Source organism: Pseudomonadota bacterium (genome assembly GCA_016719885.1).
Lineage (GTDB): Bacteria > Pseudomonadota > Gammaproteobacteria.
Map to the genome: position 1 here is coordinate 39,445 of JADJYF010000005.1, position 13,216 is coordinate 52,660.

Annotated in this window: 13 protein-coding genes; 2 read left to right on the forward strand and 11 right to left on the reverse strand. The window is 61.2% G+C overall.

The window, feature by feature from the left end:
• The first annotated feature begins 33 nt into the window (after positions 1–33).
• Positions 34–249: a DUF2909 domain-containing protein gene (locus IPM80_05825; GenBank protein ID MBK8957943.1), complete on the forward strand. Its 216-nt coding sequence runs from the start codon at positions 34–36 to the stop codon at positions 247–249.
• A 62-nt stretch (positions 250–311) separates the two neighbouring features.
• On the opposite strand, the gene IPM80_05830 is transcribed toward IPM80_05825, so the two are convergent.
• The 9 genes from IPM80_05830 to bioB all read right to left on the reverse strand — a co-directional run bounded on the left by IPM80_05830 (position 312) and on the right by bioB (position 8,901).
• Entirely contained in the window at positions 312–1,199 is an 888-nt protein-coding gene (locus IPM80_05830) for a cytochrome c oxidase subunit 3 (protein ID MBK8957944.1), read from the reverse strand.
• Positions 1,200–1,247: 48 nt separating this feature from the next.
• Positions 1,248–1,823 carry a cytochrome c oxidase assembly protein gene (locus tag IPM80_05835; GenBank protein MBK8957945.1) on the reverse strand — a complete coding sequence of 192 codons (576 nt, stop codon included), beginning with the start codon at positions 1,821–1,823 and terminating at the stop codon, positions 1,248–1,250.
• A gap of 137 nt (positions 1,824–1,960) precedes the next feature.
• Positions 1,961–3,562 carry a cytochrome c oxidase subunit I gene (gene ctaD / locus IPM80_05840; GenBank protein MBK8957946.1) on the reverse strand — a complete coding sequence of 534 codons (1,602 nt, stop codon included), beginning with the start codon at positions 3,560–3,562 and terminating at the stop codon, positions 1,961–1,963.
• A gap of 66 nt (positions 3,563–3,628) precedes the next feature.
• A complete protein-coding gene (coxB, locus tag IPM80_05845; protein MBK8957947.1) occupies positions 3,629–4,489 on the reverse strand; it encodes a cytochrome c oxidase subunit II in 861 nt (286 codons plus the stop codon).
• Positions 4,490–4,649: 160 nt separating this feature from the next.
• On the reverse strand, positions 4,650–5,132 hold the full coding sequence (locus IPM80_05850; protein MBK8957948.1) for a DUF2244 domain-containing protein: 483 nt from the start codon (positions 5,130–5,132) through the stop codon (positions 4,650–4,652).
• Positions 5,133–5,144: 12 nt separating this feature from the next.
• On the reverse strand, positions 5,145–5,843 hold the full coding sequence (gene bioD / locus IPM80_05855) for a dethiobiotin synthase (protein ID MBK8957949.1): 699 nt from the start codon (positions 5,841–5,843) through the stop codon (positions 5,145–5,147).
• Entirely contained in the window at positions 5,840–6,715 is an 876-nt protein-coding gene (gene bioC / locus IPM80_05860; protein ID MBK8957950.1) for a malonyl-ACP O-methyltransferase BioC, read from the reverse strand. Before bioC ends, bioD begins: the two co-directional genes overlap by 4 nt.
• Positions 6,712–7,878, reverse strand: a complete 1,167-nt coding sequence (bioF, locus tag IPM80_05865) for an 8-amino-7-oxononanoate synthase (protein MBK8957951.1) — start codon at positions 7,876–7,878, stop codon at positions 6,712–6,714. The genes bioC and bioF overlap by 4 nt, the downstream gene beginning before the upstream one ends.
• 18 nt (positions 7,879–7,896) lie before the next feature.
• Entirely contained in the window at positions 7,897–8,901 is a 1,005-nt protein-coding gene (gene bioB, locus IPM80_05870; GenBank protein MBK8957952.1) for a biotin synthase BioB, read from the reverse strand.
• 292 nt (positions 8,902–9,193) lie between these two features.
• On the opposite strand from bioB, the gene IPM80_05875 reads away from it, so the two are divergent.
• Positions 9,194–9,658: a ComF family protein gene (locus IPM80_05875; protein ID MBK8957953.1), complete on the forward strand. Its 465-nt coding sequence runs from the start codon at positions 9,194–9,196 to the stop codon at positions 9,656–9,658.
• 7 nt (positions 9,659–9,665) lie between these two features.
• Here the strand turns inward: IPM80_05875 and gyrB are convergent, their stop codons facing one another.
• Positions 9,666–12,065: a DNA topoisomerase (ATP-hydrolyzing) subunit B gene (gyrB, locus tag IPM80_05880; protein ID MBK8957954.1), complete on the reverse strand. Its 2,400-nt coding sequence runs from the start codon at positions 12,063–12,065 to the stop codon at positions 9,666–9,668.
• Between the two features lie 26 nt (positions 12,066–12,091).
• Positions 12,092–13,168 (reverse strand): DNA replication/repair protein RecF, encoded by a 1,077-nt coding sequence (locus IPM80_05885; GenBank protein ID MBK8957955.1) that lies wholly within the window; start codon positions 13,166–13,168, stop codon positions 12,092–12,094.
• Positions 13,169–13,216 lie beyond the last annotated feature (48 nt).

Here is a 13,216-nt window from a genome sequence, read left to right on the forward strand (position 1 = left end):
CAGGCTTGTTGAATTTTCATTGCCGAGGCTGTCATGACCACGTCGCCCGTCGTCAAATCCGTGATCATCGTCATCTTCGTCATGATCCTGGTGGCCTTGGGCAGCGCTTTCATGAGCCTGTTCCGGCGGCGCCAGGGCGATGATGGCAAAGCCACGGTCAAGGCGCTGACGGTGCGCGTGGGCTTGTCCATCGGATTGGTCGTCACCATCCTCATTCTGAACGCGCTCGGCGTCATTTCACCGAACTGAGGCGCAAAAAAAAAGCGCCACCGCAGGGGTGGCGCTCTTCCTGCCAGGTGTATTGGCGTGGCTTACAGCCAGTACACGAAAATGAACAGGCCAATCCACACCACGTCGACGAAGTGCCAGTACCAGGCCACCGCTTCGAACGCGAAGTGATGCTTGGGCGTGAAGTGGCCCTTGATCGAACGCGCCAGGATCACCGCCAGCATGATGGTACCCATGGTGACATGGAAACCATGGAAGCCGGTCAGCATGAAGAACGTGGCGCCGTAAATGCCGGAGTTCAAGGTCAGGCCGAGCGCGTGGTAGGCGTGGCCGTATTCCTCGGTCTGCAGGTATACGAAGATTGCACCCAAGGCCACGGTCGCGGCGAGGCCCAGGATCAACTGGCCGCGGTTGCCCTTCTGCAGGCCCCAATGCGCCCAGGTCACCGTGGCGCCGGACGACAGCAGGATGAGGGTGTTGGTGAACGGCACGCCCCAGGCGCCGATGGTTTCCTTGAAATGCGAGAAACCATAGTTCGACGGCGGGTTGAACAAGGGCCATGCAGCGGCGAACTGCGGCCACAGGAAGTGATTGGTGGCCGCTTTGGCGCCTTCGCCGCCGAGCCACGGCACCGAGTACATGCGCGCGTAGTAGAGGGCGCCGAAGAAGGCGGCGAAGAACATCACCTCGGAGAAGATGAACCAGCCCATGCCCATGCGGAAGCTGACATCGACCTGTTCGTTGTACTTGCCTGACTCGCTTTCGCCGATGACGGCGCCGAACCAGCCAAACAGCATGTACACGAACATCAGGAAACCGGCGCCGAGGATGGTCGGTCCGATCGAATGGCCATTGAGCGCGGTCGCGCCGCCGACAAACATCGTGAAAATCGCGATGGTTGCGGTGATCGGCCAGCGACTCGGTTCTGGAACGTAATAGTCTGCGTGGTCTGCGTGTCCTGCACTACTCATGACTTGATTCTCGGTTTAAGTGAATTTCCCCGAAGCCGTTTTCGGGCTTCATGAACGCGGCGTGGCCGCTTGTTCGTTCGTCGCAGTCGGTTTGAGCGACTGGAAAAACGTGTAGCCCAGGGTCAAGGTCGTGACCTCGGGCGGCAGACGCGGATCGACGATGAACCGCACCGGCATGCGGCGCGTTTCCCCGGCGGCCAGTGTCTGCTGGGTGAAGCAGAAACACTCGGTCTTGTTGAAGTACTTGGCGACGGTGTTGGGCGCAACGCTCGGCACGGCATTGCCATCGACGGCGCCCTTGTCCCAGTTGTGTACTTCGAATTCGACCTGGGTCTCGGCGCCCGGATGCACCACCACCTTGTTGACCAGCGGTTTGAAGTCCCACGGCAGCTGCGCATCGACGTTGGTGACGAACTCGACCGTTACCGAACGGCTCTCGTCGACCGGCAGCGCAGCGGCCTGCGCCTCGGTCAGCCTGCCGGTTTTACCGTTCAGGCCAGTCACCGTACAGAACACGTTGTAGAGCGGCACCAGCGCGTAGCCGAAGCTGAACATCACGCAGGTCGCCAAGGCCAACTTGGTGACGGTGCGGCGATTGGCGGTGTTAAGCGGCGCGTCGCTCATGGCTTACATCTTGGAAATGAATACCCAGGCGTAGATGGCCACCGCCACCACGGCAAGTGCGATGGCGGTGCGCGTCGCTGCCCGTTGCTGGGCAGCGCGCGTGACGTCGTCGACCTGACGTTCGCCCATGGTCATGCTCAGCGCATGCCGCCTTCAATGGTCGCCGGGTCGGGCGGCGTATTGAAGCTGTGGTAGGGCGGCGGCGAGGACAGCGTCCACTCGAGACCGTGGGCGCCTTCCCAGACCTGGTCGGTCGCCTTGGCGCCGCCTTTGACGCACTTGACTACCACCACCACGAACAACAGCTGCGACACGCCGAACACGAAGCCGCCGATGCTGGAGACCATGTTGAAATCCGCGAACTGCACGGAGTAGTCCGGGATGCGGCGCGGCATGCCGGCCAGACCCAGGAAGTGCTGCGGGAAGAACAGCACGTTGACCGAGATGGTCGACAGCCAGAAATGCAGCTTGCCCAGACCCTCGTCGTACATGTGGCCGGTCCACTTCGGCAGCCAGAAGTAGGTGCCGGCCATCAGCGCATAGACGGCGCCGGTGACGAGCACGTAGTGGAAGTGGGCGACCACGAAATAGGTGTCGTGATACTGGAAATCGACCGGGGTGACGCCGAGCATCAGGCCCGAGAAACCACCGATGGTGAACAGCACCAGGAAGGCCAGCGCGAACAGCATCGGCGTTTCGAAGGTCATCGAGCTCTGCCACATGGTGGCAACCCAGTTGAAGACCTTGACGCCGGTCGGCACCGCGATCAGCACCGTGGTGTACATGAAGAACAGTTCACCCGCGAGCGGCATGCCGACCGTGAACATGTGGTGGGCCCACACGATGAACGACAGGAAGGCGATGGCGGCCGAGGCATAGACCATCGAGGCGTAGCCGAACAGCGGCTTGCGCGCGAAGGTCGGGATGATGGCCGACACGATGCCGAAAGCCGGCAGGATCAGGATGTACACCTCGGGATGGCCGAAGAACCAGAAGATGTGCTGGAACATCACCGGGTCGCCGCCACCGGCCGCGCTGAAGAACGCGGTGCCGAAGAATTTGTCGGTGAGCAGCATGGTCACGGCGCCCGCCAGCACCGGGATGGACGCGATCAGCAGGAAAGCCGTGATGATCCAGGTCCACACGAACAGCGGCAGTTTCATCAGCGTCATGCCGGGTGCACGCATGTTGAACACGGTGGCGATGATGTTGATGGCGCCGGCGATCGACGACGCGCCCATGAAATGCACGGCGAAGATCAGGAACGGGAAGGCCTGACCGGTTTGCAGCACCAGCGGCGGATACATGGTCCAGCCACCGGCGGGGCCACCGCCCGGCATGAACACCGTGGACAGCAGCAAGGTGAAGGCAAAGGGCAGGATCCAGAAGCTCCAGTTGTTGAGTCGCGGCAGGGCCATGTCGGGCGCGCCGATCATCATCGGGATCATCCAGTTCGCAAAACCCGTCCAGGCCGGCATCACCGCGCCGAAGATCATGACCAGCGCATGCATGGTGGTCATCGAGTTGAAGAACTGCGGATCGACGAACTGCAGGCCGGGCTGGAACAGCTCGGCGCGGATCACCATCGCCATCGACCCGCCGATAAAGAACATTATCAGCGAGAAGATCAAGTACATCAAACCGATGTCCTTGTGGTTGGTGGTGGTCAGCCAGCGCGTGATACCACTGGGATGATGATCATGGTGATCGTGCTCGTGGTGGGTGGCGGCCTCACTCATGGATCTAACCTCGTATGCAAATCAAGTCGAAATAATTAGGCGGGCGGGCGCGATGCGCTGCCGGCCTTACTGCTGAGCCACGGCGGCGGCCGGTACGGCCGCGCCTGCATCAGCATGCTGAGTGGCGGCTTTCATTTTCGTTACCCAGGCGGCGTAGTCCTCGGCGGACAGCGCGTCGACGACGATGGGCATGAAGCCGTGATCCTTGCCACACAGCTCCGCGCATTGGCCGCGGTAGGTACCGGGGGTCTGGATTTCGGCCCATGACTCGTTGATGTAGCCCGGGATGGCGTCGCGCTTCCAGCCGAGGGCGGGGACCCACCAGGCATGGATGACGTCACCGGCGGTGGTCAGGAAGCGAATCTTCTTGCCCACCGGTACCACCAGGTGGTTGTCCACTTCGAGCAGGTAGTTCGGCACGGTCTTGGGGTCGACACCGGACTTCAGCTGGCGGGCCATGTTGCTGTCGTTTTCGAGGGTGCTGAAGAAGTTGATGCCGTCGTCGAGGTACTGGTAGTGCCACTTCCACTGGTAGCCGGTGACCTTGATGGTCATGTCGGCGTTGGAAACGTTCTCCATCATGATCAGGGCGTGGGTGGCGGGTACCGCCATGCCGATCAGGATCAGGAAGGGCACCAGCGTCCACAGGATTTCGACCTTGGTGCTTTCATGCCACTGGGCAGCCTTGGCACCGGCGGACTTCCGGAAGGCGATGACCGAGTAGAAAATCAGGCCGAAGACCACGACACCCACCACCACGCACACCCCCAGGATGAGCATGTGCAGGTCGTAGATCGTGTTGCTGTAAGGGGTGACGCCTCGGGTGAGGTTCAGTCCCCAGTCGGCCATGGCGGCCCCCGGCAGGCCGAGGATCGCGCTCATCAACGCGATTTTCCGCCACGGATTCGAATGCTTGGAAAAAGTCATGCTTGAAACTCCCGATACAGCGCGTGCGGGTTTGGTCCGTACCAGTTAGGTGCTGATTTTTTGTGATTTAAGTGTGTCGCCGAGGCGACCCCCGGCGTGGCCCAAATCTCCCCTTGCCGGGCGCCGGTGCTGTCCGCCCAAAAGCGGAAGCGGCGGTAGTCTACCGGTTTTTCTTCAAGGCGTTAATCAGGGATCGCGACAAACTGTCGCGCTCACCGTCGGTCAGGAATCGACCGAGTTCCACGGCACGACCGTGGGTCCCGACGAACAGGCGCGTGGGGTGGTGCCGGTAGCGCGAGCGGGCGAGGTCGACCCGCACCCACAGGGAATTGAACTCATGGCGCTGTTCGAGCTCGCGATTGCCGGTCTCGATGACGAGCTTTTCGCCCTCGATGCGCACCAGCTCGCGGCGTTCGCCGTCGCGCAGGACGACGTAGAAGGCCAGCGCCACCGCCAGCGCCTCGATGCCACAGAACGGCATCACCATCCACAGCCCGAACCAGGCGAAGCTGCCGCCTATGGTGGCGCACATGAGCGTCACAAGCAGGATGAAGCGCTTGGCCTCAGGCCAGGTCATGGAGCGCGTAGGCCGCAGCAGCCATGCGCTGCCATGGTTCGCGCCGCTCTCAAGCTCGGTCACCATGACCGCGGGACCTCAGGACAGACTCTGGCGACGCAGGGCATCGACGCAGCCGCCAAGCTGCGGCGCGATGTGCGCGGCGCTGGCGCCCGGCGCGTAATCGAGCACCGCCAGGCGCGGGGCGTCGAGGTGGCGGGTGATGGTGTTGATGACGGCAGCCGCTTCGACCGTGTGCGGATCGACCACATTCGCTATCCAGCCGAGCAGCGGCAAGCCCGATTCGATGATGGCGCGCGCGCTCAGCACCGCGTGGTTGATGCAGCCCAGGCGAATGCCCACCACCAGCAGCACCGGCAGCTTGAGACGCAGCGCAAGATCCTCCAGCCACAGGTTGTCGCCGAGCGGCACGCACCAGCCGCCAACGCCTTCCACGACCACCGACTCGGCGCGGCTCTGGCAGGAATCGAAAGCTTCCTCGATGACCGCCAGTTCGATGGCGGTATTGGCCTGTTGTGCCGCGATGTTCGGCGAACACGGTGGCACGAACAGGTAGGGATTGACGTAGCGACGCGGGATGGCGACGTTGGATGCGGCGACCAGCGCCTTCACGTCCTCCTGGACCAACAGGCCGTTACTGCGCAGCGCGCCGGTCGCCACCGGCTTCATGCCGGTGGCACTCACACCGGCGCGTGACAACGCTTCCAGCAGCGCGCAACTGATACGGGTCTTGCCACAGCCGGTGTCGGTACCGGTAACGAACAATGACAGGCTCATCGGCGGCGTAGCTTTTCCAGTGGAAAGGTATGTACGTCCTGCGGCTGACGACGGCGGCCTTCGATCGCCCAGGCGTGACCGTAAACCACCTCGTAGGTGGCCGGCAATTTGCCGTCGTCGCGACGTTCGGCTTCGTAGGCCGCCTCGAGGGCGGCCAGGCGTTTACGTCCCAACATGCCGCGCGCGCGATCGGCATGGCTGTTCGACGCGCCTATGCCCTTCAGATCGCGCATGAGCGTGATGAGGTCGTCGTAGGGCACGGTCAGGTATTCGGTTTCCATCACCGGGTCGCCGAAGCCGGCGCGCAGCAGCGTATCGCCGATGTCGTGCATGTCGAGGAACTGGTTGACGTTCGGCGCGCTCGAGACGCTGGTCCACGCCTTACGCAGTTCGCGCAGGGTGTCCGGGCCGAGCGTTGTGAACATGAACAGTCCGCCGACGGCGAGGCTGCGTCGCACTTCGGTGAACGCGGCTTCGAGATTCTGACTCCACTGCAGCGCGAGGCTCGAGAACGCCATGTGAAATTGACCATCGCGAAACGGCAGTCGTTCGAAATCACCGGCGACAAACCGCTGGCGCGAAAAAAACCGCCGTTCGAGGCTGCGCGCCTGGCGCAACATGCCGAGCGCCAGGTCGCACTGTACGACCTGGGCACGCTTGTAACGGCTGGCGAGGGCGCGCGCGCAACGGCCGGTACCCGAGCCTAAATCGAGGATATGGCCAGGTTGCACGTTTACGTAGTCGAGTCGCTCGATGGCGCGGGCCGCGACTTCGCGTTGCAGGAAATCATGGCGGTCGTAGCTGCGCGCGGCACGGTCGAAGCTGGTCGCGACGCGGCGTTTGTCGAGGGCGGGGGGCGGCGCGAAGTTCATGCTTCGAGGGCGCGCGCGAGCGCGGTGACGAGGCGCTCGATGTGTTCGTCGCTGTGGTCGTGGGTGAGAGTGATGCGCAGACGCGCCGTGCCCGCCGGCACCGTCGGCGGCCGGATGGCGCGCACGTAGAGGCCGTCCGCCAGCAAGCGCTGCGTAACGGCGACCGCGCGGGCGTCGTCACCAATCATGATCGGCTGAATTGGTGTCGTACTGGCGGTCAAGGCGATTCCCGACGCCGTGGCCCGTTGGCGGAAACTCGCGACGCGCGCCGCGAGGGTACGCGGCCGGGCGGGCGATTCACGCAAGATAGCCAAGGCTTCCAATGCCGCGGCGGCGCATACCGGTGGCAAGGCGGTGTCGTAGATGTAGGTGCGCGCGCGTTGCACCAGGTATTCACACACCGAGGCGTTGGCGAGCACCACGCCGCCCACCGAGCCGAGGCTCTTGCCCAGGGTGAACATCGTCACCAGGGCATCCCGTCGAGGCGGCGGCAGTGCGCTGGCCGCACCTCGACCGTCATTCAAAACGCCGAAACCGTGGGCATCATCCACGTAAAGCGTCGCGCCGTGACCATGGCACAGAGCGTCCAGGGATTCGATGGATGCGACATCGCCGTCCATGCTGAACACCGATTCGCTCACCAGCCATTTCATTTGGTGAGCGCTTGCTTGCAACAAAGCGCCCGCGCGTTCGACATCGAGATGCGAGTAGCGACGATGCTGGGCGCCACTCGCCAACACGCCGTCGATCAGCGAGGCATGGTTCAGGCGATCGTGAACGATGAGATCACTGTTGGAAGTGAGTGCGGTGAGTGCACCGAGATTGGCCAGGTAGCCGGAGGAGAACAGTAACGCGGACTGCATGCCGGTGAAACGTGCGAGCTCGCGTTCGAGTTCGGCGTGCAGGCTGGAACGCCCCGACAGCAAAGCGGCGCTGCCGCTACCGAAACCGTGTTGTCGCAATTCTTCCTGGACGCGGCCGACCACGCGCGGGTGCGCGGCGAGGCCGAGGTAGTCGTTGCTGGTGAAGTTGACGAGCGGCCGCCCATCGATGACGACGTCGACACCCTGCGCGTTATCGCGCTCGTCCAACTTGCGCACCCGGTACGCGGCCCGTGCGGCGTTCAGGCCGTCGGTGACGCGTGTATCGAGGGCGGCGGACACCTTGGTCGGATTCAATACTTAGGCGTGACTGTGCACGTGTTGGTCCGAGCTCAAGCCAAGACGCGCAAACAGCTGTTGGTCATTGCTGACGTCCGGGTTCGCGGTGGTCAGCAACTGCTCGCCATAGAAAATGGAGTTGGCGCCGGCAAAGAAACACAGCGCCTGCAACTCGTCGGTCATGTTGGTGCGGCCCGCGGACAGGCGCACGTGCGATGCCGGCATGAGAATGCGGGCAACGGCAACGGTGCGCACGAAGTCGATGGGATGCACCGGCGCGGCGTCGGCGAGCGGCGTGCCTTCGACACGCACAAGCAGGTTGATCGGCACGGACTCCGGATGGCTGGGCAGGTTGGCGAGCGTGCGCAACAGTTCGCCGCGGTCCTGGGTGCCTTCGCCGAGTCCGACGATACCGCCGCAGCAGACCTTGATGCCAGCGTCGCGCACGCGCTCGAGCGTATTCAAACGATCGTCGTAGGTGCGCGTGGAAATGATGTTGCCGTAGAACTCGGGCGAGGTATCGAGGTTGTGGTTGTAATAATCGAGACCGGCATCGCGCAGCTTGGCGACCTGGCTGTCGCTCAACATGCCCAGCGTGACGCAGGTCTCGAGGCCTTGGGCGCGCACACCTTCGATCAGCGGGATGACCTGGTCAAGGTCGCGATCCTTGGGGGATCGCCAGGCGGCGCCCATGCAGAAGCGCGTGGCGCCGGCGGCCTTGGCACGTGCGGCGGCCTGCAATACCTCCTGCAGCGGCAGGACCGGGTCGGCGGAAACGTTGGTATCGAAGCGAACGCTTTGCGGGCAATAGGCACAGTCCTCGGGGCAACCGCCGGACTTGATGTTCAGCAAGGTACTCAGTTGAACCTGGTTCGGATTGAAGTTGGCGCGATGCACGGTGTGCGCCTCGAACAGCAGGTCATTGAAAGGCTGCGAAAACAGCGCCCGCACCTCCGCGGCCGACCAATCGTGACGGACACCGTCGCTGGTAACCGGTTGACGAAGCTGGGCGGTTTGGGTGGTCATGGTGCAATATCCTCGTCCAGCACGGAGCTGTGGTTTGCGTTCAGGAGATCGATTGGGATGCCAAGGAACGGCAAGGTGTCGAGTTTATGGAATCGCGCGAAACTATACAAACAAACGGCCGAGGACTGGATGGTCGGTGCGACCGAGTGTTTTGTCTGTCACGGCTCGGGACGCGCTGCCACCGGCCTGTGCTACGGCTGTTACGCTGATCTGCCGACACGCGCAGCCCGTCTCAAAGCGCAGCATCGATGGCGTTGACGCCGCATGGGTCGCATTCCGTTACGAGTTTCCCGTGACGGAAGTCATTCGAGCGGCGAAATTTCAGCGGGATTTGAGCGCACTCGCGGTGCTGGCGAGCGGTTTTACCGCGGAATTCGTGGCGCCAGTGAGAACGATGGACATGCTCGTGCCGGTACCGCTGCTGCCATGGCGTTTCATGCAGCGCGGCTTCAACCAGGCGCGCGAGCTGGCAGAGCGATTGAGCGAAGTCTCGGGGGTCCCGCTACGTGAGGATGTGGCCACCAGGCGACGCTTGTGGGGCCGGGCGCAGTCCCGCCTCGATGCCGCGTCACGCAGGGCGAACATGGCAACGGCGTTCAAGGTGAAACGAGACGTGACCGGCCTGCGAATTGTCATCGTCGATGACGTCATCACCACCGGCGCGACGTGCGCGGCGCTGGCCGCGGCACTGCGTGTCGCCGGCGCCGCCCGGGTATTCGTAGTAGCCGCGGCCGCGACGCCGCGTCACCACGATTGAGGCCGCTTCAGGTGTCGAGATTAGTCACGCTGAGGGCATGGCGTTCGATGAACTCTCGACGCGGTTCCACCTGGTCACCCATCAGCGTGGAAAAGATTTCATCCGCAGCAACCGCGTCTTCGATCTTGACCTGCATGAGATTGCGGGTTTCGAGGTTCATGGTCGTTTCCCACAGCTGCTCGGGGTTCATTTCACCCAAGCCCTTGTACCTTTGAACCGTAACACCACGACGGGTTGTGTCTAACAGGCTTCCGAAGGCATCGCCCAGCGACGCTGCCGTGCTCACGTCCTCACCGCGATGAACCGTCACTGCCGACGTGTCACCCTCATCGAACATCTGGCCCAGGCGGTTCAGATGGCGGTACTCCCCACTGGAAAAGAACTCCCGCTCCAGGCGTGAAGTGAGTAAAGAACCGTTGATGACGGCACGAATCAATAATGACCAGGAATCGGAGCTTTGGTAGACCAGGTCAATGGTCGGCGATTGCCGGTCGTCACCAATGACGTGGTCGAGCGCCGCTCGGAAGGTGACCAGCCACTCATTTAAAGACTCACGCGTACCGAGTTCCGGATTTTTCAGTTCCGGAGCTCGCCGTAGCCCTTTGAGGACGATCGGTGCGTAACGCGCTTCGAGCCGCCGCTGGATCTGTTGCAGGAAAAGGAACTCTCGCCCCACCTCGATAAGCCGTTCGTCCGACAAGCGGGTGTCGCCGAGGCCGATCTCCGTGTCGTTGATGGCGAGTTCCATGAAATATGCGTCGAGCTCGGGATCGTCTTTCAGGTAGCGCTCGTTCTTGCCCTTCTTGACCTTATACAAAGGCGGCTGCGCGATATAGATATGCCCACGCTCGACGAGCTCCGGCATCTGGCGATAGAAGAACGTGAGGAGCAAGGTGCGGATGTGCGACCCGTCGACGTCGGCGTCGGTCATGATGATGATGCGGTGATAGCGCAGGCGTGAAGGATCGTATTCCTCCGTGCCAATGCCGCAGCCGAGCGCCGTGATGAGCGCGCCAACTTCGCTCGATGACAGCATTTTATCGAAGCGGGCTTTCTCAACGTTCAAGATCTTGCCTTTCAACGGCAAGATTGCCTGGTTCTTTCGATCCCGGCCTTGCTTCGCCGAGCCACCGGCCGAGTCACCCTCGACGATGAACAATTCGGAACGGGACGGATCGCGCTCCTGGCAGTCGGCCAATTTACCGGGCAGACCCGCCACGTCGAGTGCCGTCTTTCTCCTCGTCAATTCTCGCGCCTTCCTGGCTGCTTCCCGCGCCCGAGCGGCATCGATGATTTTGGCCATGATGGCCTTGGCATCCTGGGGATGCTCGATTAGGAAGGTATGCAGGTTGTCAGAAACGATCGATTCAACCGTACCTTTGACTTCACTTGAAACGAGCTTTTCTTTGGTCTGGGACGAGAACTTCGGATCGTGCAGCTTGATCGAGAGGACCGTGGTCAGGCCTTCCCGGACGTCTTCTCCCGCGATGGCGACCTTGTGCTTGGCGGCAATGCCTTCTTTTTCGAGGTATTGGTTGAGGGTTCGGGTCAACGCGGCTCGGAACCCCGCCAAATGCGTCCCACCGTCACGCTGCGGAATGTTGTTGGTATAGCAGTAAATGTTCTCCTGGTAGGAGTCATTCCACTGCATGGCCAACTCGACGCCGATATTGTCCTTCGAGCCCGAGATTTCGATGACCGCCGGATGCAGCGGCGTCTTGGTCTTGTTGAGATGCTCTACGAAAGCTGCAATACCACCTTGGTATTCGAAGTGGTCCTTCTTGTCGGAACGCTCGTCGGACAGGGAAATACTCAAGCCGGAGTTCAAGAATGACAATTCGCGCAGGCGACGCGCGAGTATGTCGTAATGAAACTCTATGTTCGTGAATATCTTGGCGCTCGGATAAAACCGGACCTCGGTACCGGTGCGGTCAGCCTCCCCGATAGCTTCAAGCGCGCCCGTGGGGTCACCTTCATGGTATTCCTGCCGCCAAAGCTTGCCTTCACGACGGATGGACAGAATCAAGCGATCTGACAGGGCGTTGACCACGGATACACCGACGCCATGCAGGCCGCCCGACACCTTGTACGAGTTGTCGTCGAACTTACCGCCGGCATGGAGCGTGGTCATGATGACTTCCGCGGCCGAGCGTTGCTCTTCCTCGTGAATGTCCACGGGAATGCCGCGGCCATCATCGGTGACGGTCACAGCGCCATCGCTATGAATTCGAACCTCGATGTTCTTGCAGTATCCCGCCAGAGCTTCGTCGACGCAGTTATCCACCACCTCGAAAACCATGTGATGGAGGCCCGTGCCGTCATCGGTGTCGCCGATGTACATGCCGGGTCGTTTTCGGACGGCATCCAGACCTTTCAGGACTTTGATGTTCTTGGAATCGTAGGTCATCGCTCTTGGCTCACGCAGCGTAGTGTTTAATGGGATCGTTCCACGTGGAACAAGCCTGTATCAGCGGGAAGAAGCGTCTGTATTTCCGACGGCTTGATAGCCGTAAAGAAACACTGGGTGGCGACTGCCTGAATATCTGCCAGCGCCAAGCTTAACATCTTGTCGTCCAGCTCGGCCGCAAGGTCGTCCACCAATAAAACAGGTGGCACCGCCGCTTGTTTAATGAACTGGGCTATGGCTGTGATCGTCAAGCAGACCACCATCTTGGATTGGCCACGAGAGAGCTTCTTGGAAACGGCCCGCCCCGCTCTCCAGAGGGAAAGATCCGCCCGATGAGGGCCGGCCAAGGTATAACCGAGGTCCACGTCCCTTTCCCAATCACTTCGTAATTGTTCGCCCAAGCTTGAGGAAGTGTCCCAACCAGGAGAGAACTCGAATCGCAGGTCTCCTTGAGCAAGGCCGGGAATATGGCTGGCCTCCAGCTTGTTATTGATAGCGGTCACGAGCGACATGCGGTTGTTATTGATAGCTTCACCCACGTCTTGCAGCTTTTCCTCCCAGTAGGCGGCTTGGGATCTCATGTGGGGAAGCCGCAATAGTTCATTCCTTTGTCGCAGCGCGTGGCGGTATTCCTTCCATAATCCTACGTAATCATGTTTCACGTGGAACAAGGAACGGTCGAGTAGCGACCGTCTGTTACTAGGATTCTCACCTAAAAGGTCTGGCGCTCTCGAATTAATAACCAGCACTGGGAAGTCGCGCGCCAATACCGAAGCTGCGCTAACTGTCTGGCCATCGAACGTAATGCTCGTTTCGGCCTTTTGCTTTTTGACGACTATTGTCGAAGTACCGAATTCGCCCTTCCCCTCCACTTCCGCTGTAATCGAAAGGCCCTTTGCTCCTGCCAATACCAAATCGGTTGACCGGCCGGAGAGGAAAGATTTTCCGATGCTTGCGATGTACAACCCTTCCAGCAGCGATGTCTTACCGCTGCCATTAGCACCGTAGATCAGGTTGTTACCGCGGGTAGGCCGGTAATCGACTTCAGAGAAACAGCGAAGATTGACCGCCTTAAGTGAAATAAACCTCATCAGGCTGGACAAACGTAGTCGCTTCGCTGGAAGGCCGGACCACTAGAAAGCATGCAATTG